Genomic DNA, 22,410 nt, shown 5'->3' on the forward strand with positions numbered 1-22,410 from the left:
GTGGACCGGGGCGTGGACCGGGGCGTGGACCGGGGCGTGGACCGGGGCGTGGACCGGGGCGTGGACCGGGGCGTGGACCGGGGCGTGGATCAGGGTCGGACGCCGGGGGCGGGCGTCGGGGCGGTGCTGCTGTCGCCGGTGAGCACGAGGGCGGCGACGACGGCGCCGACGAGCAGCAGCGCCACCAGCACGGCGGCGAGGATCTTCGGCACGCTCCAGGGCCGGTCGCCCACGACCTCGCCGGTGGTGGCGTTGACCATCACCTGGTAGGTCGTGCCGCGGTAGAGGTAGCTGGCCAGCCAGAGCGGCACGAGCAGCAGCTTGAAGGTCGCCTGGGCGTAGGTGACGTCCATGTCGCTGACGCGCTGCTCGTCACCGCCGATGTCACGGCGGCAGTCGTCCTCGATGACCTCGCGCATCTGGCCGCGGGCCTCCTTGGCGCCCTCCTGCGGGTCGACGTCGTAGCGCAGGGCGGAGTAGCCGGTGAGGTACTCCTGCTGGAAGGGGCGCGCGTCGGCGAGCGTCCAGGGCCCCATCTTCGCCAGCTTCCCCGGCTCCAGCCGCTCGCTGGCGACGACCAGGACGTCGTCGAAGCCGCGGGAGACGCGACCCGACGCGGGGTGCCACCGCGTCCGGCGCTCCTGGTAGGTCTCGGTCCTCGTGCCGCCCTTGCCGTCGGAGACCGTGCGGGTGCGGGTGACGTAGTAGTGCTCGCCGCGCTGGCCGGTGTAGTCGGTGACGGTCTGGGCGTCGAAGGTCCAGTGCGGGACGTAGGTGCCCTGGAGGCCGTGGGTCGAGCCGACCTCCTTCAGGGCCCCCGGGGCGAAGCGCCGCGAGCCGACCCACTCGCCGAAGGCCCGCTGGGCGCCCGACTCGTCGACGTGGAACGGGATGACCGCCTCGGGCGCCACGAGACCCTCGGGGTGCTCGACGACCACGAGGGCGCCGCTGCAGAACTGGCAGCGCCCGGCCAGGTCGACGGTCTCGGTGCGAGCGCCGCACCCGCCGCACTGGAGCACGTGGGCTCCGATCGAGGCGACCGTCGTGTCGCCGTTGCGCGCGCGCCACGCGTCGTAGGAGTGCTCGCGGATCGTGGCTCCGGTCGCGGCGATGGCGGTCTGCGCGCCGCACGAGCCGCAGCGCAGGGAGGTCGTGCCGGGGGCGAAGGCGACCTGTGCGCCGCAGCTGCCGCAGGTGGCGCTGAGCGTCGCGGCGCCCGGGGTCACCGGGTCGCTCGCGTCGACCGGGCCGACCGGGTCGACCACGCGGGCTGCGCCGGGGGGCGAGGTCGCGGGCGGCTCGGGCAGCGGCGGTGGCCCCGCGGTGCGCCCGCCGGGCAGCGGAGGGGGACCCGCCGGGTCGGCGGGCTGCTGGCCGGTGGGGGTCGGGTCGGTGGGCACCGGGTCTCCTCGGCTCAGGCCTGGGGCGGCAGCGGCGGCGGCGTGGCGGCGAGGAGCGCGGACAGCGCCGGCACCTCGGCCGCCGCGGTCCAGGCGGTCATGCCCTGCTGCCAGACCAGGGTGGTCGCGGTGAGCTCGCCCGAGGCGACCCGGCCGGGCAGGTCGGCAGCGGGGACCGGTCCGACCTGCTGGCCGCCCACGGCCAGGAACCAGGGCTGGGCCGCCCCGGGCAGGGGCGGCGGACCCGGCGCAGCAGCCTGGGGAGCGGCCTGGGGAGCCGTCTGGGGAGCCATGGCCTGGGCGATCTGCTGGCCCAGGGCGATGCCCATGCCCATGCCGAGGCCCTCGCCCGCGCCGCCGGGGTTGGTGGCGGCGTCGCCGATGGCGGTGGCGGCCTGGAACTTCGCGTACTGGTCGAGGCTGCCCAGCACCCCCATCTGGGTGCGCTTGTCGAGGGCGGCCTCGACCTCCGGGGGCAGCGAGATGTTCTCGATGACGAACTTCGGGATGCTCACGCCCATGTCAGCCAGGCTCGTGGTCAGCGTCCCGGCGAGGGTCGCGGCGATGGTCTGCTGCTGGGCGGCGAGGTCGAGCATCGGGAGCTGGGAGTTGGCCAGGGCCGTGCCGACCTGGCTGACGATGTTCTGCCGGAGGAACTCCGCGACCTCGTCGGTGCGGAAGTCGGGGTCGGTGCCGACGAGCTGGCGCAGCAGCGCCGCGGGGTCGACGACCTGGAGCGCGTAGGCCCCGAAGGCCCGCAGCCGCACCATCCCGAACTCGGCGTCGCGCACGGTCACCGGGTTCTGGGTGCCCCACTTGAGGTCGGTGTAGAGCCGCGTGCCGACGAAGTAGACCTCGGCCTTGAAGGGGGAGTCGAAGCCGTACTTCCAGCCCTTGAGGGTCGAGAGCACCGGCAGGTTCTGGGTGTCGAGGGTGTGGGTGCCGGGGGTGAAGACGTCGGCGATCTGGCCCTCGTCGACGAAGACGGCCACCTGGCCCTCGCGCACCACGAGCTTCGCGCCGTTCTTGATCTCGTTGCCCTGGCGCGGGAAGCGCCACACGATGGTGTCGCGGCCGTCGTCGAGGAACTCGACGATGTCGATGAACTGCCCGCGCACCTTGTCCATGAAGCCCATCGCCGTGTCGTCTCCTCAGCTCGCGCGCCGGCCCTGTGCCCGACCCGCCGAGCGTAGGGGGCCGGGGGCCGCCGCGCGGGCGAACTCCCCAGGCGGCGTCGTCGGCGCAGGGTGGGCGCAGGGTGGGCGCGGGGTCCGCGCGGGGTGGGGGCCGTGCGGGCTCAGGTGCCGCAGTAGGTGGTGTAGGCGCCGAAGTCGGGCGGTGCGGGGGCCGCGAAGGCCTCGAGGTCGGGGCGCTCGACGTAGGGCGACCGGACCGCGTCGAGCAGCCGCTCGAGCGGAGCGAGGTCGCCCGCGGTGGCGGCGTCGAGGGCCTCCTCGACCAGGTGGTTGCGCGGGACGTAGAGCGGGTTGACCCGGTCCATCGCGTCGGGGTCGGGCCCCAGCGCGCGCCACCGCTCGAGCCATGCGTCGAGCGCGGGCAGGTCGAGCACGACCCCGCGCACCGGCTCGGCGTCGCCGCGCGCCGCCGCCGCCAGCGACCGGTGGAAGGACGTGTGGTCGACGCGGCCGGCCTGCATGAGCGCCTGCAGGTCGGTGGCCAGCGCGAGCACCACGTCGGGCGCCAGGCCCGCGGGCAGGCCGAGCTTGGCGCGCATCCCCTCGGTCCAGGCGGCGTCGTAGCGCGGGCGGAAGCCGCCGAGCGCCTCGACGGCCAGCGCCACGGCCTGCTCCTGGTCGTCGTGCAGCAGCGGCAGCATCGCCTCGGCGAGACGGGCGAGATTCCACTCCGCGATCGGCGGCTGCTGGGCGTAGGCGTAGCGGCCGGCGTGGTCGATGGAGCTGAAGACGGTGGCGGGGTCGACGGCCTCCATGAAGGCGCAGGGGCCGTAGTCGATGCTCTCGCCGGAGAGGGTCATGTTGTCGGTGTTCATGACGCCGTGCACGAAGCCGAGCAGCATCCACCGCGCCACCAGGTCGGCCTGCGCGGCCACGACGGCCTGGAAGAGGGCGAGGCGCGGGTGCTCGGCGTCGGCGGCCGCCGGGTGGTGCCGCGCGATCGCGTGGTCGGCCAGACGCGCCAGCAGGTCGCGGTCGTCGCGGGCCCGGGCGAGCTGCACGCTGCCGACGCGCAGGTGGCTGGCCGCCGTGCGGGCCAGGACGGCGCCGGGCAGCACCCCGAGCTCACGGCGTACGCCGCGACCCGTGGCGACGACCGCCAGCGCGCGCGTGGTGGGCACGCCGAGCGCGTGCATGGCCTCGCTGACCACCAGCTCGCGCAGCATCGGGCCGACCGCGGCCAGGCCGTCGCCGCCACGGGCGAACGGCGTGCGGCCGGAGCCCTTGAGGTGCAGGTCGACCAGGCGGCCGTCGGGGGCGGTGAGCTCGCCGAGCAGCAGCGCCCGGCCGTCGCCGAGGCCGGGGTTGAAGCCTCCGAACTGGTGCCCGGCGTAGGCCTGCGCGACGGGGTGGGCGCCCTCGGGAACCTCACCGCCGACGAGGAAACCGACGCCCTCGGGCGTGCGCAGCCACTCCGGGTCGAGGCCGAGCTCGCGCGCGAGCTCCTCGCCCAGGTGCAGCAGCCGGGGCTCGGGCGCCTCCTCGGCCCGCCAGGGCTTGGCCAGCTCCGGCAGCGCGTCGGCGAAGACGTGGCCCAGGGCGGGCGCGGAGGTGCTCGTGACGCGTGTCGTGCTCATGACTCGAGCCTACGAGGGCCCCCGGGAGGCCGGGTGCGACGCGACTCGGGAGCCGCGCGTCGGTGGCGTGCTCACCCCTCCGGCGGTGCTGCGTGTCGGCGCGCGGCGGTAGACAGGACCCATGAGGACTCGAGAGATCGGCAACGACACCGTCGGACGCGTGCAGGTGGGGGCGATCGGCCTGGGCCTGATGACCTTCGACCAGACCGGCACCCAGCCGCGACAGCAGCTGCTCGACACCGTGCAGGCGGCGGTCGACGCCGGGGTGACCCTCTTCGACACCGCCGACGCCTACGGCCCCGGCGACGAGCTGGGCCAGGACGCCCAGGGCGCCAACGAGCGCCTGGCCATCGGCCTGCTCGACGAGCTCGGGCTGCGCGAGCGGGTGCTGCTGGCCACCAAGGGCGGCCACGTGCGCACCGACGGGGGAGGCTGGGACGTCGACAGCTCCCGCCAGCACCTCCACGAGGCCGTCGACGCGAGCCTGGAGCGGCTCGGCGTCGAGCAGCTCGACCTGTGGCAGCACCACCGGCCCGACCCCGCCGTGCCCTACGAGGAGGTGGTGGCGACGCTGAAGGAGATCCACGACTCCGGCAAGGTGAAGCGGCTCGGGCTCTCCAACGCCGACCCCGAGCAGATCCGTCTCGCCCACTCCGTGCTCGGCGGCGCCCTGGTGAGCGTGCAGAACCAGTTCTCCCCGAAGTTCCGCAGCAGCGCCCCCGAGATCGAGGTCTGCGAGGAGCTGGGCCTGGCCTTCCTGCCGTGGAGCCCGCTGGGCGGTCTGGGCGACGCCAAGGAGCTGGCCGCCCACCACCCGGCCTTCGCCGAGGTCGCCGAGGCGCGCGGTGTCAGCCCGCAGCAGGTCGCGCTGGCGTGGGAGCTCGCGCAGTCGCCGGTCGTCATCCCCATCCCCGGGGCCAAGCGTCCCTCCTCGGTGACCGACTCCGCCGCGGCTGCCGACCTCGACCTCACCGCCGACGAGCTCGCCCGCCTCGACGCCGACCCCGAGGGCTGAGACCCGACCCCGGCGGGGTCGCCGCCGGGGAGGTGGCCGGGGAGAATGCGGCGCATGCCGCTGCTGCCCCGTCGCCACCGTCCCCCGACCCCCGCCGCGCCGCCGGCCGCAGCGGCGCCCGCGCCGGGCAGCGTGGGCGGCTCCGGTCATGTCCCCGACGCGTCTGGCGGCGGGCACGAGCCCCCGCGACCGGCCGGTCGTCACGCCGGCCCGGCGACCGAGGAGGGCGCGCCGAGCGGCGCGACCGGCCCCGCAGTGCCCGACCACCGCGCCGAGGTGCTGGCCGCGCGGGTCGAGCGGTGGCGTCCCGACCTGGTCGAGGCCCTCGCCGAGGTCTACCCCGACCCCGAGGGCCTGGCCGACGACCTCGTCGCCCTGGCCGCGCAGCGCTACGCCGAGCGCAGCGACGAGCTGCACCACCTCGACCTGCGCCGCTCGCTGGCACCCGACTGGTTCCAGCGCCCCGAGATGCTCGGCTACGCCGCCTACGCCGACCGGTTCGCCGGTGACCTCGCGGGCGTCGCGGAGCGCATCGACTACCTGCGCGACCTGGGCGTCACCTACCTGCACCTGATGCCGCTGCTCGAGCCGCGGCCCGGCGACAGCGACGGCGGCTACGCCGTGCAGAGCTACCGCCGGGTGCGCTCCGACCTCGGCACGACCGAGGACCTCGCCGCCCTCACCGCCCGGCTGCGGGCCTCGGGGATCAGCCTGTGCCTCGACCTGGTGCTCAACCACGTCGCCCGCGAGCACGAGTGGGCCGAGCGGGCCCGGGCCGGCGACCCGGCCTACCGCGACTACTTCTACGTCCACCCCGACCGCAGCGTGCCCGACGCCTTCGAGCAGACGCTGCCCGAGGTCTTCCCCGACTTCGCCCCCGGCAGCTTCAGCTTCGACGCCGACCTCGACGGCTGGGTGATGACGACCTTCAACACCTTCCAGTGGGACGTCAACTGGTCCAACCCCGCGGTGCTGCGCGAGTACGCCGACATCATCATGACCCTGGCCAACGACGGCGTGGAGGTCTTCCGCCTCGACGCCATCGCCTTCCTGTGGAAGCAGCTCGGCACCACCTGCCAGAACCTCCCGCAGGTGCACGCCCTCACCCAGGCGCTGCGGGTGCTGGGCCGCATCGCCTGCCCAGCGGTGGTGTTCAAGGCCGAGGCCATCGTCGGCCCCGACGACCTGCCGGCCTACCTCGGCCAGGGCCGCCACCACGGCAAGGTCAGCGACCTGGCCTACCACAACGCGCTCATGGTGCACGTGTGGTCGATGCTGGCCACCAAGGACGCCGGTCTGGCCTCCCGCGCCCTCCAGCGGCTCCCCGCCACGCCCGCCTCCACCTCCTGGGTGACCTACGCCCGCTGCCACGACGACATCGGGTGGGCCATCGACGACGCCGACGCGGCGGCCGCCGGGCTCGACGGCCACCTGCACCGCCGCTTCCTCTCGCAGTTCCACGCCGGCGACTTCCCCGGCTCGTGGGCGCGCGGACTGGTCTTCCAGGACAACCCGCGCACCGGCGACCAGCGCATCTCCGGCTCCCTGGCCTCCCTGGCCGGCCTGGAGGCCGGTGACCCCCACGCCGTCGACCGGATCCTGGCGGTCCACGCGGTCGTGCTCGGCTTCGGTGGCCTGCCCGTGCTGTGGATGGGCGACGAGGTGGGCCTGCTCAACGACCACGACTGGGACGCCGACCCCGCCCACGCCGCCGACAACCGGTGGGTCCACCGCCCGGTGATGGGCTGGCCGGTCGAGGACCCCCACGGCCTGCGCGAGCGGCTGCGCCACCTGGTCGGTGTGCGCCGCGACCTGCCCCACCTGCACGCCGGCGTGCCCACCGAGGTGCTCGACCCGCCGGCCCCCGGCGTCTTCGCCACCCGGCGGGTCCACCCGCTCGGCGCGATGGTGATGCTGGCCAACGTCACCCCCGAGCCGCAGTGGGTCTCCCGCGGCCGGCTGACCTCACTGGTCGGCGGGCCGCCGGTCGACCGGATCACCGGGCGGGCGCTGGGCGAGGGGGCCGACCCGGGCGGCGACGGCGACGGCCTGGCGCTCGCGCCGTACGAGGTGCTGTGGGTGTGCGCCGGATGACGGCGGGTCAGGGACCCGCGGGGCCGGAGGCCGGGGTGCACGACGGGCAGCGGCGCGCGTGGGTCAACCGGGCCGTCGCGACGATCCGCGCCGACGCCAACCGGTCGGCCGACACCCACCTGCTGCGGCTGCCGCTGCCCGAGGAGTGGGGCGTCGACGTCTACCTCAAGGACGAGTCGACCCACCCCACGGGCAGCCTCAAGCACCGCCTCGCCCGCAGCCTCTTCCTCCACGCGCTGGTCAACGGCTGGATCGGCCCGACCACCACCGTGGTCGAGGCGTCCTCGGGCTCCACCGCGATCTCGGAGGCCTACTTCGCCCAGCTCGTCGGGCTGCCCTTCGTGGCGGTCATGTCACGCACGACGAGCGCGGAGAAGATCAGCCTCATCGAGGGCTACGGCGGGCGCTGCCACCTCGTCGACGACCCCGCCGGCGTCTACGAGGTCTCCCAGCGGCTGGCCCGCGAGTGCGGCGGGCACTACATGGACCAGTTCACCTACGCCGAGCGCGCCACCGACTGGCGTGGCAACAACAACATCGCCGAGTCGGTGCTCGACCAGCTGCGCCTGGAGCGCCACCCCGTGCCGACCTGGATCGTCGTGGGCGCCGGCACCGGCGGCACGGCCTCGACCTTCGGCCGCTACGTGCGCTACCAGGGCCTGCCGACCCGGCTGTGCGTGGTCGACCCCGAGCACTCCGCCTTCCACCCCGCCTGGAGCAGCGGCGACCTCGGCCTCACCACCGACCGCGGCTCCCGCATCGAGGGCATCGGGCGCCAGCGGGTGGAGCCGAGCTTCCTGCCGGGGGTGGTTGACCACATGATCACCGTGCCCGACGCGGCCTCGGTGGCGACGATGCGCCACGTCGACCGGCTGCTCGCCCGCCGGCCGGGACCCTCGACCGGCACCAACCTGTGGGGCGCCCTGCAGCTGGTCGACCGGATGCGTCGGGCCGGCGAGACCGGCAGCGTCGTCACCCTCCTCTGCGACGACGGCCACCGCTACGCCGACACCTACTACTCCGACGCCTGGCTGGTCGAGCACGACCTCGACCCCGCACCCCACGTCGAGGAGGTCGCGCGGCTCTTCGGGACGTGACGTCCGGCGGGTCGTGCCGTCGGCCGCTCCGGCGCGCGGTGCCTCAGAGCCGTCGACCGGCCCAGCTCCAGGCGTAGGCGCCGTCGTCGACGGCCCGCCCGGCCTCGCCGAGCTCGAGGGGCCGGAAGGTGTCGACCATGACCGCGGTCTCGTCGAAGGCCTCGGCGCCGAGGGAGGCCTCGACGGCGGTGGGCTGGGGACCGTGGGCGTGGCCACCGGGGTGGAGGGTCACCGAGCCGACACCGATCCCCGAGCCCTTGCGGGCCTCGTAGTCGCCGGCGACGTAGAACATGACCTCGTCGCTGTCGACGTTGGAGTGGTAGTAGGGCACGGGCACGGCGAGCGGGTGGTAGTCGACCTTGCGGGGCAGGAAGGCGCACACCACGAAGCCGGCGCCCTCGAAGACCTGGTGCACCGGCGGGGGCTGGTGGACCTTGCCGGTGAGCGGCATGTAGTCCTCGACGTTGAACGTGTAGGGATAGAGGCAGCCGTCCCAGCCGACGACGTCGAAGGGGTGGGTGGCGTAGGTCATCCGGGTGCCGACGATCCCGGCCGAGGTGCGGTGCCTGACGAGCACCTCGACGTCGGACGCCGGCTCGCCGGCGCCGGCGAGCAGTGGCTCGGTGGGGCCGTGGAGGTCGCGCTCGCAGTAGGGGGCGTGCTCGAGCAGCTGGCCGTAGCGCGAGAGGTAGCGCTTCGGCGGCGCGACGTGGCTGGCCGACTCGATCGCGTAGAGCCGGCTCGGCCCGGAGGTCGCGTCGGGGCGCCAGCGGTGGGTGGTGGCCCGGGGCACCACGACGAAGTCGCCGGCGCGGTAGGGCACGACGCCGAAGACGGTCTCGACCACCCCGCTGCCGGCCTCGACGAAGACGCACTCGTCGCCCAGCGCGTTGCGGTAGAGCGGGGAGTCGGCCGCGGCGACGACGTAGGACAGGTGGACGTCGGCGTTGCCGAGCACGAGCCGGCGCCCGGTGACCGCGTCGACGCCCGTGACGTCGGCGGGCACGAGGTCGGGCAGGCGCAGGTGGCGCGGCGTGAGCGGGTGGTTGGGGGTGAGGGCCTGGTCGGGGAGGTCCCAGACCTCGCTGGCCACGATCGCCGACGGCACGCCGCGGTGGTAGAGCAGCGAGGAGTCGGAGGAGAAGCCCTCCTCGCCCATCAGCTCCTCGGAGCGCAGCGCGCCCTGCGCGTCGCGGAGCTGGGTGTGCCGCTGACGCGGCACCTCTCCGACCCGTCGGTAGTACGCCACAGCCAGCCACCTCACACCGAGAGGGGGACCTCGTCGTCCCCGCTGCGGCGATGCTGCTCGGCGCTCCCGACCGTGTCAATCGCGTGGTCGACCGCGTGGTCGACCGCGTGGTCGGTCGCGCGGCGGCCCGGAGTCGCACGAGTGCGCGGCATCCTCCGACCGGCCGCGCGGCATGGCCCGCACGGGCCATGCCCGGGCCGCCGACCATGGCCCGGACGGGGGGTTTCGCGGCCGCGGCCTCATCCTGCCGGGTCGGCGTCGTTGCTCCGGGTGCCGGGCTGGGGGTCCGGACCCGGGGGAACGGACGACGAGGGGGTCGTGACGTGTGCAGGACGACGTGCTCGGTGGAGCTCGTGGACGGTCCGACGGGGCGCGAGGGGCGCCCGACGATGGCGCTGGTGGTCAGAGGCGACCTCGATGTGTCGGCCGGGCCGGCGGTCGGCGCGGTGGTGGAGCGGCTGCGCCGGGAGCGGCCGACGGTGGTGCTCGTCGACCTCGAGCAGGTCGACTTCGTCGACACCGCGGGCCTGCACTGGCTGCGCCGCGCGCTGCGCGCCGCGGTGGCCCACGGCGCCGACGTCGGGGTGCTCGCGGAGTCGCCGGCCGTACGCCGTCTGCTGCGGCTCGGGTCGGAGCCGCTCTGGCCCCCGCCGGCAGCGCCGCCTGCGCCGCCTGCCACACGCACCCGCGGCGAGGCCGCCGGGGCCGCCGGGCTCCGGCTCGTGCCGGCGCTCGGCGCGACGACCGGACGCCGCTGAGCACCCTGCACCGGGGGGCGGGTCAGCCGCCGACGACCTCGCTGGCGCGCAGCACCTCGAAGGGCTCGGCGTAGCGGGTGTGGGAGACCTGGCGCGACCAGTAGCGGGCGCTCGCCACCACCAGGTCGGGCTCGAGGTAGTCGCGCGCCGACTGCGAGCGGTAGCAGGCCAGCAGGTCGAGCTTGGTCTCGATGGTGTCCTCGACGGGCACGAAGCGCGTGGGCGCGAAGCCGTTGCGCGAGGACGGCGACTGGTAGCAGAACAGCTGCGGCACCCGCCGGGCCGCGATCACGGCGGCGGCGTGCACGGCGCGGTGGTCCTGGTGGTTGTCGGCCGCGGAGTGGACGTAGACCGTCGTGGGGGAGACCGAGGCGATCACGGCCTCGATCAGCCCGATCATCTCGTGGGCCTCCTCCAGCCGGGTGTCGGGCAGGTCGGCCATCAGCAGCTCGGCCGACATCGCGGTGGCGGCGGCCACCGCCTCGCGCCGGCGCTCCTCGCGCGGGCCGCCCACGGCGCCCCGGCTCAGGGTGAGCACCGACACCGGGTGCCCCTGTGCGGCGTGGCGCAGCAGGGTGGCCCCGCAGCCGATCTCGACGTCGTCGGGGTGGGCGCCGATGGCCAGGACGCGCTCGCCGCGGTGGTGGGCCCGGGCCGGCAGCAGCTGCTCGAGGGCGGCGGGGTCGTCGGGGGCGACGACGTCGGAGAGGCCGTGGCGCAGCGCGGTGAGCAGACCGTGGGCGCCGGCCCCGGCGTCGGCCACGACGGCGACGCGGGTCTGGCGCGAGCGTCGGCGTACGCGCTCCAGCACGGCCACGGTGGCCTCGTCGAGCAGGTCGGACTCGACGAGCAGCAGCGCGGGCGCCCCCGCGGTCTCGAGGAGGTCCTCGGTCTCGGCCGGGTCGACGAGGAGCGGGAGGTGGCCGGCGCGCTCGAGGGTGGCGAGGAGCGCCCCGAGGTCGGTGCGCGCCCAGACCACCACGAGCCGCTCGGGGCCGTGCGCCTCGCGCACCACCCCGGCGGGCAGCGTCGTCGGCGCGTGCTCGTCGGTCTCCACGTCCCTCCCCAGGTCCGCCGCTGAGCCTAGACGGCCGCTCCCGGGCGACGGGAGCAGCCGGGCCGCTCGCCGGGACGGGCCGCGGTGACGAGCTCGCCACGGGAGAGGACGGAGGTCCTGCGGGCATAGAAGAAGGCGCCGGGGTCTCGGGTCCCCGGCGCCTTCGAGATCCACTGTAGCCAACGGGTGGTGGTCTGTCAGCAGTTTCGCGACAGTCCGATCGGACCATGTCAATCATCCGTTGGACCCTGGTCGGCCCGGCCTCCACCTGTTTGCCTGGTGGGGCGGCGGCCCCCCACGCCCGATGCACGGGTGGTCGTCGTGTCTCGGGGGAGGGAGCGGCATGAGCGCAGCCGGGACGCACAGCGGATACGACCTGGACGATCCACGCGAGCGCGCCCGCCTCAGGGCGCTGCGTGACTTCGGCCTGCCGGACGGCGAGCACCCGGCCGCCGACGACCTGTCGGCGCTGGTGGCGGTGGCCGCGGCCGCGGCGGGTGTGCCGACGGCTGCGATCCACCTCCTCGCCGGCGACGAGCAGCGCGCCCTGGCCACGGTGGGCTTCGAGATCGCGGCCCTGCCCCGCCGCGACTCGATGTGCAGCATCATCGTCGACGAGCCCCGACCCGTCGTGGTCGCCGACGCCCGCGAGGACCCCCGCTTCAGCGCCAACCCCTTCGTGCGCGAGGGCCGCATCCGCTTCTACGCCGCCTTTCAGCTGCGCACCGACGCCGACGTGTCGATCGGCACGCTCTGCGTCTTCGACGACCGGCCCCACGTGCTCGGCGCCGAGCAGCGCAGCCTGCTGCAGGCGCTCGCCGACCGTGTCGTCGGGGTGCTGGAGCTCGACCGCCGGGTGCGCGCGCTGAGCGACGAGGTCCGCGCGCTGGAGGAGGTGCGCGCCGGGCTGCGCGCCGACAACGAGAGCCTGCGCGCCTTCGCGGGCCAGGTCAGCCACGACCTGCGCGCCCCCCTGTCCACCATGACGCTGTCGCTGGAGCTGCTCGGCGTCGGGCTCGCGCAGGGCTGGTCGCCCCCCGACCTCGAGCCCGTGCTGGCCCGCGCCCTGCGTGGTGCGACCCGGATGCGCGGTGTGGTGGAGAACCTCTTCGTGCACGCCACCGGCGCGCCCGCCTCGCCGCACCCCGTCGACCTGGGCTCGCTCGTCGAGGACGCCCGCGAGGACCTGGGCCCGGCCCTCGACGGGGTCGACGTGACCGCGCGGGCGCTGCCGGTCGTCGTCGCCGACGGCCCGCTGCTGCGCCTCGTGCTGCAGAACCTGCTGTCCAACGCGGCCAAGTTCACCGCCACCGAGCACGGCGGCCAGGTGACGGTGACCGCGTCGCGGCGTGACCGGTCGTGGCTCGTCGAGGTGGCCGACCACGGCCGCGGGGTGCCGGAGGCCGAGCGCGAGCGCGTCTTCGAGGCCTTCGCTCGGGTGGGCGAGCACGAGGCGCTGGCGCCCGGCACCGGGCTGGGGCTGGCCACCTGCCGCGCCATCATCGAGGCCCACGGCGGGCGCATCGGGCTGCGCGAGACCGCCGGCGGTGGGGCCACCGTGTGGTTCGAGCTGCCCGACCCGCGGTGAAGGTCGCGGGTCCGGCAGCCCGGTGGCCTCAGGCCTTGGGGGCGAAGACCTCGAGCGCGATGTTGTCGGGGTCGCGGAACTCCAGGATCCAGCCGGCGCCGATGTCCTTGACGCCCTCGTGGGCCACACCGAGGTCGTCGAGCACGCCCGCGGCGGCCTCGATCGCGGCCTGGTCGGCGACGGCGAAGGCGACGTGGTCGAGGCCGGTCTTGTCCTCGTCGAAGTGGTCGTCGGCCACCGGGCGCAGGCCCAGCAGGCTGTCGCCGAGCTGGTAGATGACGCCGCCGAAGAGGAACGAGAGCTGCTGCCGGGTCTCCTCGTCAGCGTTCGGGGGGAGCTCGAAGGCGACGGGGAGGCCGAAGACGTCGTCGTAGAACTTCCGCGACCGCGCGATGTCGGTGACGGTCAGGCGGACGTGGGCGTAGGCGCTGGTCTGGATGGGCATGCCGCCACGGTGCCACCGCCCCCGCCGCGACGGGCTCACCCGAGTGGGGCCGGGCCGGAAGGGGGAGGTCCGGGGGCAGGGGCGTGGCTAGCGTCGAGGAGGTCCCGACCAGCCGCGTCCAGCCGGGCGCCCTCACTCTCGGAGCCACCGATGACCCTGCTCTCCCCGCCCCGCTCGTCCCCCCTCGCCGGCCGCACCGGCCGCCGGCGTCCGCGCCAGGGCCTGGCGCGGCTCGCCGCACTGGCCGCCACCGGTCTGACCGCGACCGGTCTCGCGGCCTCCGCCCTGCTCGCCCCGACCGCGGCCGGTGCTGCGCAGGCCCCCGGCGACGGGCCCTTCCCGCAGCGCGTGGCGCTGCCCGACGGCTTCCAGCCCGAGGGCATCGCGGTCGGCCGCGGCTTCGCGGCGTACTTCGGGTCCCGTCTCGACGGCGACCTCTACCGCGCCAACCTGCGCACCGGCACCGGCCGCGTGATCAGCCAGGGCCCCGGCACCCCGTCGGTCGGCCTCAAGGTCGACGAGCAGAACCGGATCTTCGTCTCCGGCGGCACCGCCGGCGACGTGCGTGTGGTGAAGGCCGGCAGCGGCGAGGTGCTGGCCAGCTACCAGCTCGTCGACGTGCCCGCCGACTCCGACGCCGCCTTCATCAACGACGTCGTGCTCACCGACGACACCGCGTGGTTCACCGACTCCGAGAACGCCCAGCTCTTCGGGCTGCCGCTCGAGGGCGGCGACCTCCCCGACGCCGCCGACGTCGTGCGGCTGCCGCTCGGCGGGGACTGGGAGCAGGCCGAGGGCCTCAACGCCAACGGCATCACCGCCACCCCCGACGGCAAGGCGCTGCTCGTGGTCAACTCCGCCTCCGGCGGGCTCTTCCGCGTCGACCCCGCCACCGGCGACGCCACCCGGGTCAACCTCGGCGGCGCCGAGCTCACCAACGGCGACGGGATGCTGCTGGAGGGCCGCCGGCTCTACGTCGTGCAGAACCGGCTGAACCAGGTGGCCGTGCTGCGCGTCTCCGCCGGCGGTCGCAACGGCACGCTGCAGCGGACCCTCACCTCCGGCCAGTTCGACGTGCCGACCACCATCGCGCGACTCGGCGACCGGCTCTACCTGCCCAACGCCCGCTTCTCCACCCCGCCGACCCCCACCACCGAGTACTGGGTGACCCGGGTGGCCGTGCCCCGCGGCTGAGCCACCCGCACGGGGCGGGGCGGGTCCGCCGGGTCCGCCGCCCGCCAGGTCCGGCGCCGGCCGCGTACCGGCCGCGTGACCCGCTCCGTGACGCGCTCCGTGGTCGGGAGGCTTCCGCGCGGAGCCCGGATCGGGCACCGTGGGGAGATGCAGGAGACCGAGGAGGAGCGCCTCGCCCGCGAGGCCCGCGAGGAGCAGGTGCGCGCCGACGCGGCCCGCGCCCGGGCGCGGGCGGCCGAGCGCCGGGAGACGATGCAGTTCGTGCGGGAGCTCGACATGAGCGAGGAGATCGACGACTGAGCGCCGCGCCGGACGTCATGCGGAGGGTGGATGCGCATCCACGCCGCGCATGACGTCGGGCGGGCGGCCGCGGGGCGTCGAGGGGAACGTCATGCGGAGGGTGGATGCGCATCCACGCCGCGCATGACGTCCCGCCTGCGCATGACGTCCCGCCTGCGGTGAGGTCGGGGAGGGACGTCGTCCAGGTGGGCGCGCACGGACGTCATACAAGGGGTGGATGCGCATCCGCTGAGCGCATGACGTCGGGCGGGCGGCCGCGGGGCGTCGAGGGGGACGTCATACGAAGGGTGGATGCGCATCCGCTGAGCGCATGACGTCGGGCGGGCGGCCGCGGGGCGTCGAGGGGGACGTCATACGAAGGGTGGATGCGCATCCACCGAGCGCATGACGTCGCGCGGGACGAGGCGTTGCGCCCCGTCCGGCTCAGGGCAGGACGACGATCCCGTCGTCGTCGCTGACCACGGTGGCGCCGGGGGCGAACGACACGCCGCCGAACTCCACCACCACGTCGCGCTCGCCCGCACCGTCCTTGGCGCTCTTGCGCGGGTTGGAGCCGAGGGCCTTCACCCCGAGGTCGAGCTCGCGCAGGGCGGCGACGTCGCGCACGGCACCGTGGATCACGACGCCCTCCCAGCCGTTGGCGACGGCCGAGGCGGCGATCAGGTCGCCCATGAGCGCGGTGTGCAGCGACCCGCCCCCGTCGACGACCAGCACCTTGCCGGCGCCGGGCTCGGCGAGGGTGGCCTTCACGAGGGCGTTGTCCTGGTGGCAGCGCAGCGTCACGGCGGTGCCGGCGAAGCGGGCGCGAGCGCCGTACTGGCGCAGCTGGAGGTCGCAGGACTGCAGCGCCTCGCCGTGCTCGTCGACGAGGTCGGCGGTCGGGGTGGGCCCGGTGGTCGGCCCGGTGGTCGGCTGGGGAGTGGAGGTCACGCGGCCATCCCAGCACAGCGCGCCCAGCCCGCCCGGCGCCGCCGTCCGCCGCCGACCGCCGCCGTCCGCCCGCCGCCGTCCGCCCACCGCGGGCCACCCGTCGCCGCGCCGCGCCCGCGGCGGGGGACGATGGGCGTGTGACTCCCCGCCCCGCCGGTCCCGCCGGTCCCGCCAGCCCAGCCGGTCCCGCTAGCCCCGCCAACCCCGCCGGTCCCGCCAGCCCAGCCGGTCCCGCTAGCCCCGCCAACCCCGCCAGCCCAGCCGGTCCCGCCAGCCCAGCCGGCCTCGACGACCTCGCCCCGCAGTCCGCCGACCGACCCGTCGTGCTCGACGGCGGGCTGTCGAACGCGCTCGAGGACCGCGGCGTCGACCTGTCGTCGCAGCTGTGGACCGCGACGGTGCTGCGCGGGTCGCCGGAGGAGGTCGAGGCCGTGCACGCGGCCTACTTCGCCGCCGGGGCCGAGGTCGCCACCACGGCCAGCTACCAGGTCAGCGAGCAGGGCGTCGTGGCCGCGGGCGGCACGCCCGAGGAGGCCCGGGCGCTGCTGGCGCGCAGCGTCGAGGTGGCCCGCCGGGCCCGCGACGCGGCGCAGGAGCTGCGCGCGGGGTCGGGCGGGCCGGAGCACCGGGGGGCCGAGCGCGGTCGGCTGCTGGTGGCGGCGTCCGTGGGCCCCTACGGCGCGGTGCTGGCCGACGGGTCGGAGTACCGCGGCGACTACGGGCTCACCCCCCGCGCGCTGCGCGACTTCCACGCGCGGCGCCTCGACGCGCTCGCCGCCGCCGGACCCGACCTGCTCGCGGTGGAGACGCTGCCCGACGTGCGCGAGGCCGAGGTGCTGGTGCCGCTCCTCGACGACCTGGGCCTGCCCGCGTGGGTGTCCTACTCCGTCGCCGGGGGACGCACGCGGGCGGGCCAGCCGCTCGAGGAGGCGTACGCCGTCCTGGCCGGCAGCACCAGCGTGGTGGCCGCCGGGCTCAACTGCTCCGCCCCGGGCGAGGTGGCCGCGGCGGTGCGGGTGGCCGCCGAGGTGACCGGGCTGCCCGGCGTGGTCTACCCCAACCGCGGCGAGACCTGGGACGCGGTGGCCAAGGCGTGGCGCGGCGAGCGCGACTGGGACGTCGCGCCCGCGGCCGGCTGGGTCGGCGACGGGGCCCGGCTCGTCGGCGGTTGCTGCCGCGTGGGACCCGCCGACATCGAGCGGCTGGCCCGGAGCCTGGGAGCCTGACCGACCGCCGGGGTGCCTCCCGGCCTCGCACACTCGGCCTCAGCGGGCGACGAGCTCCTTGGCGCCGGCGTCCCAGATCACCTCGGTGGCGCCGGAGGCGAGGGCCTCGACCACGGTGTCGACCACGACCTCACCGGGCAGCGGGGCGGGCAGCTTCGGCGGCTCGCCGGCCAGCGCGCGCTCGGCCAGCCCGGTGTCGAGGTGGGGCGGGCGCACGTCGAGCACGGTGAAGGCGCGACGGTTCTCCCGGCGCAGGACGGTCAGCCAGGTGGAGAGGGCCGCCTTGGTGGCGGAGTACTCCGCCATCTGGTTGGTGGGCAGCTCGGCCAGGATGGCCGAGAGCACCGCGACCGTGCCGCCGTCCTCGAAGCGCCCGGCGGCCGCGCGCACGAGCGCCATCGGACCGAGGGTGTTGACGGCGAAGAGCTCCTCGACCACCGCCGGGTCGGCCTCGGTCGCGGGGCCGAAGCCCGCGACCCCGGTGGCCACGACGAGCAGGTCGAGGCCGCCCATGGCGTCGGCCGCCGCCCCGACGACCTCGCGGCAGGCGTCGGTGTCGACCAGGTCGAGCACGAGCGGCTCGGTGCCGCAGGCCTGCGCCACCGGCGCGAGCCGCCCGGCGTCGCGACCGGCGACGCTCACGGTCGCGCCACGCTCCACGAGGGCGCGGGCGATGCCTGCGCCGAGCACCCCCGAGGCCCCGACGACCAGTGCGCGTGCTCCCGACAGCTCCATGGCTCCTCCTGCGTGCGGGCCCGGTCGGCGCGGGCCGTGGTGCGGCGGCTCGACGCGGGTCCCGGGCGGGTCCGAGGGGCCCCGACGAGGCCCTCCCGAGCGACGGTAGGGGGCCTGCCGGGCGATCACCCAGGACTCACACCCGCAGGGGTGGGAGCAGCGTCGGTGGCCGTGGCTACCGTCGGAGGAGCGCCCCGCGCGGCCGCCCGCCCGGGTGACCACCGCCGACCAGGGAGGACCACCGATGCTGATCCCCCAGGCCCGAGGAACGCTGAGCGAGCGGGTCTTCCCGCAGCTCACCGGAGGCCTCGAGGACACCGCGAGTGCGGGTCTCGGCCGCGGCGGGGACGCCGACTCCCGCGACGACGCCGCGGCCACGCTCTGGGCGCTCCAGGAGCTGCACTACCGCGGCTTCGACGACGTCGACGACGCCCTCGAGTGGCACCCCGCGGTGCACGCGCTGCGCTGGGAGCTCGAGGCCGACCTCGAGGCGCGGCTGCGCGAGCGCCACGCCGACCTGGTGCCGCGACCCGAGGACCACACCGCCGAGGGCCTGGCCGAGCGGCTCTTCGCCATGGTCGAGGCCGACGACGGACCCTCGCTGGCCCGCCACGTCGAGACCACCGCGACCCGTGACGAGGTCGAGGAGCTGCTGCGCCACCGCTCGGTCTACCACCTCAAGGAGGCCGACCCCACGACCTGGGTCGTGCCGCGCCTGGAGGCCACGGTCAAGGCCGCGCTCATGGAGGTGCAGCTCGACGAGTACGGCGGCGGCGACCCCGCCCGCCTGCACCACCACCTCTTCGCCCGCGGCCTGGCCGCCTCGGGCATGAGCGCCGACTACGGCGCCACCGTCGACGAGGCGAGCGCCGCGGTGCTGGAGCAGAACGCCGCGCTGTCGATGCTGGGCCTGCACCGCCGCCTGCGCGGCGCCGCCCTGGGCCACCTCGCCGCCGTCGAGGCCAGCAGCTCCGGACCGTCGCGACGCATGGCCCGCGGCCTGCAGCGCCTCGGCTTCGCCCCCGAGATGGTGGAGTACTACACCGAGCACGTCGAGGCCGACGCCGTGCACGAGCAGCTCGCCGTGCGCGCCATCTGCGGCGCCCTGGTCGAGCGTGAGCCCCACCTCGCCGGCGACGTGCTCCTCGGCGCCGCGATCTGCCTCGACCTCGAGGCCCGCACCGCGACCGACCTGCTCGCCCGCTGGGACCGCGCGGCGTGAGCGACCCGACCCCCCGCACGGCCCCGCCGCGGGTCGGCGCCTGCGGAGCCGGCGTACCCGTGGTGGGGGCGGGGGAGCGCGCGGTGGAGGCCGCCCCGGTGGTCGACGACGTCTCACGCCCCGACGTGGTGCTCTGCCCCGGGGGCCCGATGCTCGTGCGCGGGCGGCTCGTGGTGGAGGACGACCAGGGCGTGCGGCACACCACCCACCGCCCGGTCTCCGCGATCTGCCGCTGCAGCCGCTCGGCCACGCTGCCGTGGTGCGACGGCACCCACAAGGTGCTGCCCGCCGGGCTGCGTCCCTGACCGCAGCGTGACCGCGGCCCGACCGCGGCCGGACCGCAGCTCAGCCGCAGCCCGCGCGGAGCGACCTCAGGCGCGGTCGAGGCGCAGCAGGGCGCCACGACCGACGACGCGACGGTCGACCGGCACGAGGCCGTGGCGGGTGCCCCAGGCCGCCTCGACGACGTCGCACTGCGCGGTGTCGGCGAGCTGGAGCAGCACCGAGCCGCCGGGCAGCAGGTGGCGCTCGGCGACCTCCAGGCAGGTCCAGGCCAGGTCGAGGCCGTCGGCGCCGCCGTCGATGGCCAATAGCGGGTCCGCGGGGAAGCGCCCGGTGTCGGCGGAGGGCAGGTAGGGCGGGTCGGCGATGACCAGCGCGAACCGCTCGTGGTCGGCCACGGCCTCGCGCAGGTCGCCCTCGCGGACCTCGGTGAGCTCGGCGGGCCGCTCCGCGGTGGCGTTGGCGGCGACGTTGTCGCGGGCGAAGGCGCAGGCCACGGGGTTGGCGTCGACGCACACACGCCCGCCGCGACCCGGCCACCGCGGCCAGGCCGATGTGGCCGACCCCCGCGCACAGCTCGAGCACGGCCCCCTCGGCCCCGGGGGACCCGGTGACCCCGGCCGCGGTGCCGTCCCGCTCGGCGAGGAGCTCGGCGGCCCACCGCGACTGGGCCAGCGTCCACTCCCGCGGCTCGAGCACCCGGTCGTCGAAGGTCAGCACGAGCGGCCCGAACTCCGCCCGCCGCACCACGTGGTCGGCGCCGGGGCCGGTCACGACGCGCCCCCGCCGGCCGTGCCGCGGCCGAGCGTGCCCCGCACCGAGCGTCCCACCGAGCGCGGCAGCGCCGTCAGCGTCGAGACCCGGGCGTGGGCCAGCGCGGCGCGGGCGGCGTTGCTGCCGGGGGCGCCGTGCACGCCGCCGCCGGGGTGGGCGGCGGCCGAGCCGAGGTAGAGCCCGGCGACGCCGGTCTCGGCGCGGCCCCACTGGCCGGGCACGGGCCGGAAGAGCAGCATCTGGTGCAGCTGGGAGGTGCCCGCGCCGACGGCACCGCCGACGAGATTGGCGTTGCGCTGCTCCAGCTCGCGGGGGCCGAGCACGCGACGGGCCCTGACCAGGGACCCGAAGCCCGGGGCCAGCTCCTCGAAGCGCGCCTGCATGCGGTCGGCGAAGCGCTCGCGGTCGTCGGGGCCCCAGTCGCCGCCGACCGTGCCACCGGTGCCGCCCGGGCCGCTCGCCGCGCCGTCCGCGGCGTCGCCGCGGGTCTGCTGCGGCACGTGGGTGTAGGCCCACACCGCCTCGGTGCCGGCGGGGGAGCGGGTGGGGTCGGCGGTGGTCATCTGCCCGGCGAGCATGAAGGGGTGGGCGGGCACGTAGCCGGAGGCGACCTGCGCGGTGGCCTCGGCCATCTCGGCGCGCGACGCGGCCAGGTGCAGCGTGCCCGGGGCGTGCGCGGGGGCGCTGGCCCAGGGGATGGGGCCGTCGAGGGCCCAGTCGACCTTGACCGTCGCGGGGTCCATCTCGAAGCGGTCGAGCCCGCGGGCGACCCGGGCGGGCACGTCGGAGGGGTCGAGCAGGTGGCGGTAGAGCGCCTCGACGCCCACGTCGGCGACGACGGCGCGGCGCGCGGCGTACCGCTCGCCCGAGCGCAGCCGCACCCCGGTCGCGCGGCCGCGGTCGGTCTCGACGGCCACGACCTCGGCGTCGCAGCGCACCTCGCCGCCCCGCGACTCCAGGCGGCGCACCATCGCGGCGCTGAGCTCGCCGGCGCCGCCCTGCGGGGCGGGGAAGCCGACGGTCTGGCCCATCATCGTCAGCAGCAGGCCGAGCATGCCCGAGCCGGCCGCGTCGAGGGGGATGTCGGCGTGGCCGGCGTTGCCGGCCACCAGGGTGCGCAGCGCCTCGCCGCCCAGGCGTCCGTCGAGCATGGTCAGCGCGGGGCTGAGCAGGGTGCGCACGAAGTCGACGCCGCCGACGTGGCGCAGCCGGGTGAGCACCCCGAGGCCCCCGCGCACGGGCGGGAACGGGGTGAGCAGCGCGTCGATGAGCGCGGGGCCGATGGCGTCCCAGTCGGCGCACAGCCGCAGCCAGGCCTCGCCGTCGCCGGGGTGGGCGCGCTCGGCCAGGTCGGCGGTGATCCCGCGGTCGCGGTGCAGCAGCGCCCACGAGCCGTCGGGGAAGGGGTGGCCCTGCACCGCGGGCGGGTGCGACCAGGTCAGGCCGTGGCGCTCCAGGTCGAGCCCGAGCATCACCGGCGAGGCCCGCGCGAAGGGGTAGAAGGCGCTGAAGGTGTCGTGCACGAAGCCGTCGGCCAGCTCGTGGCTGCTGCGCACCGCGCCGCCGGCGTCGGGCTGCGCCTCGAGCACGAGCACCGACCAGCCGGCGTCGGCGAGCAGGTTGGCGGCGACCAGCCCGTTGGGGCCGGAGCCGATGACGAGGGCGTCGTACGTCGCTCCCGTCACGGGCGGTTCTCGCACACGTAGGCCAGCCGGCGCAGGGTCTCGGTGTTGCGCCAGGTCATCGGCGGGTCGTGGAGGAGGCTCGGCACGAAGCGGCCCGGTCCGCGGTCGACGCGCTCCTCGACCTCCACCGACGTGCCGGCGCCCGACGGCGTGAGGCGGAAGGTCACCCGCGCTCGGCCGAAGGGCCGGCCGTAGGCGAGCAGGGTCAGGGTGGTGCGCGGGTGCATCTCGACGACCTGGGTGCTGTCGTCGAGCAGCGCCGGCCAGGCGCCGACGGAGTGGTGCAGCCGTGACCCGACCTCGGGCCAGTCCTCGTCGACCTCGCGCATCCGGGAGGCGCCCACCACGAAGAGGGGGTACATCCACCCGTCGCTGAGGACCTCCCAGACCGTCTCGGGGGTGGCTGCGACGTCGCGCGAGGTGTGGCTCATGGCTCCCACCCTCCTCGCACCCCCCGCCGGGCACCACACCCGCGGGGGTCAGGCGGGTCGCGCGCGTCTTACCGACCGTTGCGACCACTACCTGACCGTCATGACGGTCGGCCAGTGGTCGCAACGGTCAGTAGGACGCGCGCGCGGCGGCGACC

General features: G+C 75.9%; 21 protein-coding genes. 10 read left to right on the forward strand and 11 right to left on the reverse strand.

Annotated elements, in window-relative coordinates:
* Positions 1–89 precede the first annotated feature (89 nt).
* The 3 genes from ASF47_RS05555 to ASF47_RS05565 form a co-directional block, all read right to left on the reverse strand.
* Entirely contained in the window at positions 90–1,400 is a 1,311-nt protein-coding gene (locus ASF47_RS05555; RefSeq protein ID WP_200918969.1) for a hypothetical protein, read from the reverse strand.
* 14 nt (positions 1,401–1,414) lie between these two features.
* On the reverse strand, positions 1,415–2,536 hold the full coding sequence (locus tag ASF47_RS05560) for an SPFH domain-containing protein (RefSeq protein ID WP_056863052.1): 1,122 nt from the start codon (positions 2,534–2,536) through the stop codon (positions 1,415–1,417).
* A 161-nt stretch (positions 2,537–2,697) separates the two neighbouring features.
* Positions 2,698–4,173, reverse strand: coding sequence for a protein adenylyltransferase SelO (locus ASF47_RS05565; protein WP_082500056.1), 1,476 nt, complete (start codon positions 4,171–4,173; stop codon positions 2,698–2,700).
* A 121-nt stretch (positions 4,174–4,294) separates the two neighbouring features.
* On the opposite strand from ASF47_RS05565, the gene ASF47_RS05570 reads away from it, so the two are divergent.
* Genes ASF47_RS05570 through ASF47_RS05580 form a run of 3 tightly spaced genes read left to right on the forward strand, consistent with a single transcriptional unit; the run spans position 4,295 to position 8,379 of the window.
* A complete protein-coding gene (locus tag ASF47_RS05570) occupies positions 4,295–5,188 on the forward strand; it encodes an aldo/keto reductase (RefSeq protein WP_056863053.1) in 894 nt (297 codons plus the stop codon).
* A 54-nt stretch (positions 5,189–5,242) separates the two neighbouring features.
* On the forward strand, positions 5,243–7,282 hold the full coding sequence (locus ASF47_RS05575; RefSeq protein ID WP_082500129.1) for an alpha-amylase family protein: 2,040 nt from the start codon (positions 5,243–5,245) through the stop codon (positions 7,280–7,282).
* Positions 7,279–8,379 (forward strand): PLP-dependent cysteine synthase family protein, encoded by a 1,101-nt coding sequence (locus ASF47_RS05580; protein WP_056863525.1) that lies wholly within the window; start codon positions 7,279–7,281, stop codon positions 8,377–8,379. Before ASF47_RS05575 ends, ASF47_RS05580 begins: the two co-directional genes overlap by 4 nt.
* A gap of 43 nt (positions 8,380–8,422) precedes the next feature.
* Here the strand turns inward: ASF47_RS05580 and ASF47_RS05585 are convergent, their stop codons facing one another.
* Entirely contained in the window at positions 8,423–9,628 is a 1,206-nt protein-coding gene (locus tag ASF47_RS05585; protein WP_056863055.1) for a homogentisate 1,2-dioxygenase, read from the reverse strand.
* 344 nt (positions 9,629–9,972) lie between these two features.
* Between ASF47_RS05585 and ASF47_RS21435 the strand changes: the two genes are divergently transcribed.
* Positions 9,973–10,386 carry an STAS domain-containing protein gene (locus tag ASF47_RS21435; RefSeq protein ID WP_056863056.1) on the forward strand — a complete coding sequence of 138 codons (414 nt, stop codon included), beginning with the start codon at positions 9,973–9,975 and terminating at the stop codon, positions 10,384–10,386.
* A gap of 22 nt (positions 10,387–10,408) precedes the next feature.
* Here ASF47_RS21435 and ASF47_RS05595 read toward each other — a convergent pair whose 3' ends face one another.
* Positions 10,409–11,443, reverse strand: coding sequence for a PIG-L deacetylase family protein (locus tag ASF47_RS05595; RefSeq protein WP_056863057.1), 1,035 nt, complete (start codon positions 11,441–11,443; stop codon positions 10,409–10,411).
* Positions 11,444–11,786: 343 nt separating this feature from the next.
* Here ASF47_RS05595 and ASF47_RS05600 point away from each other — a divergent pair, with 343 nt between their 5' ends.
* Entirely contained in the window at positions 11,787–13,031 is a 1,245-nt protein-coding gene (locus tag ASF47_RS05600) for a GAF domain-containing sensor histidine kinase (protein WP_056863058.1), read from the forward strand.
* Positions 13,032–13,059: 28 nt separating this feature from the next.
* Here ASF47_RS05600 and ASF47_RS05605 read toward each other — a convergent pair whose 3' ends face one another.
* On the reverse strand, positions 13,060–13,476 hold the full coding sequence (locus ASF47_RS05605) for a VOC family protein (protein WP_056863059.1): 417 nt from the start codon (positions 13,474–13,476) through the stop codon (positions 13,060–13,062).
* A 150-nt stretch (positions 13,477–13,626) separates the two neighbouring features.
* Here ASF47_RS05605 and ASF47_RS05610 point away from each other — a divergent pair, with 150 nt between their 5' ends.
* Together ASF47_RS05610 and ASF47_RS05615 are read left to right on the forward strand one after the other, a co-directional pair.
* A complete protein-coding gene (locus ASF47_RS05610) occupies positions 13,627–14,670 on the forward strand; it encodes an SMP-30/gluconolactonase/LRE family protein (RefSeq protein ID WP_235558650.1) in 1,044 nt (347 codons plus the stop codon).
* 147 nt (positions 14,671–14,817) lie between these two features.
* Positions 14,818–14,970 (forward strand): hypothetical protein, encoded by a 153-nt coding sequence (locus ASF47_RS05615; protein WP_156697763.1) that lies wholly within the window; start codon positions 14,818–14,820, stop codon positions 14,968–14,970.
* Positions 14,971–15,393: 423 nt separating this feature from the next.
* Here the strand turns inward: ASF47_RS05615 and rraA are convergent, their stop codons facing one another.
* Positions 15,394–15,900 carry a ribonuclease E activity regulator RraA gene (rraA, locus tag ASF47_RS05620; protein WP_056863061.1) on the reverse strand — a complete coding sequence of 169 codons (507 nt, stop codon included), beginning with the start codon at positions 15,898–15,900 and terminating at the stop codon, positions 15,394–15,396.
* 137 nt (positions 15,901–16,037) lie between these two features.
* On the opposite strand from rraA, the gene mmuM reads away from it, so the two are divergent.
* Positions 16,038–17,126, forward strand: a complete 1,089-nt coding sequence (mmuM, locus tag ASF47_RS05625; protein ID WP_268778306.1) for a homocysteine S-methyltransferase — start codon at positions 16,038–16,040, stop codon at positions 17,124–17,126.
* Positions 17,127–17,165: 39 nt separating this feature from the next.
* Here the strand turns inward: mmuM and ASF47_RS05630 are convergent, their stop codons facing one another.
* Positions 17,166–17,861, reverse strand: coding sequence for an SDR family NAD(P)-dependent oxidoreductase (locus tag ASF47_RS05630; protein WP_056863063.1), 696 nt, complete (start codon positions 17,859–17,861; stop codon positions 17,166–17,168).
* Positions 17,862–18,105: 244 nt separating this feature from the next.
* Between ASF47_RS05630 and ASF47_RS05635 the strand changes: the two genes are divergently transcribed.
* On the forward strand, positions 18,106–19,083 hold the full coding sequence (locus ASF47_RS05635) for an iron-containing redox enzyme family protein (RefSeq protein ID WP_056863064.1): 978 nt from the start codon (positions 18,106–18,108) through the stop codon (positions 19,081–19,083).
* The gene (locus tag ASF47_RS21850) at positions 19,080–19,388 is read left to right on the forward strand and encodes a CDGSH iron-sulfur domain-containing protein (protein WP_235558651.1); all 309 of its coding nucleotides are present in this window, start codon (positions 19,080–19,082) and stop codon (positions 19,386–19,388) included. Before ASF47_RS05635 ends, ASF47_RS21850 begins: the two co-directional genes overlap by 4 nt.
* Before the next feature lie 66 nt (positions 19,389–19,454).
* On the opposite strand, the gene ASF47_RS21650 is transcribed toward ASF47_RS21850, so the two are convergent.
* The 3 genes from ASF47_RS21650 to ASF47_RS05655 form a co-directional block, all read right to left on the reverse strand.
* Positions 19,455–19,883, reverse strand: coding sequence for a hypothetical protein (locus tag ASF47_RS21650; protein WP_056863066.1), 429 nt, complete (start codon positions 19,881–19,883; stop codon positions 19,455–19,457).
* 252 nt (positions 19,884–20,135) lie between these two features.
* A complete protein-coding gene (locus ASF47_RS05650; RefSeq protein WP_056863067.1) occupies positions 20,136–21,824 on the reverse strand; it encodes a phytoene desaturase family protein in 1,689 nt (562 codons plus the stop codon).
* Positions 21,821–22,255: an SRPBCC family protein gene (locus ASF47_RS05655; protein ID WP_056863068.1), complete on the reverse strand. Its 435-nt coding sequence runs from the start codon at positions 22,253–22,255 to the stop codon at positions 21,821–21,823. The genes ASF47_RS05650 and ASF47_RS05655 overlap by 4 nt, the downstream gene beginning before the upstream one ends.
* Between the last annotated feature and the right edge of the window lie 155 nt (positions 22,256–22,410).

This window comes from Nocardioides sp. Leaf285, from assembly GCF_001422955.1.
Taxonomy (GTDB): domain Bacteria; phylum Actinomycetota; class Actinomycetes; order Propionibacteriales; family Nocardioidaceae; genus Nocardioides; species Nocardioides kribbensis.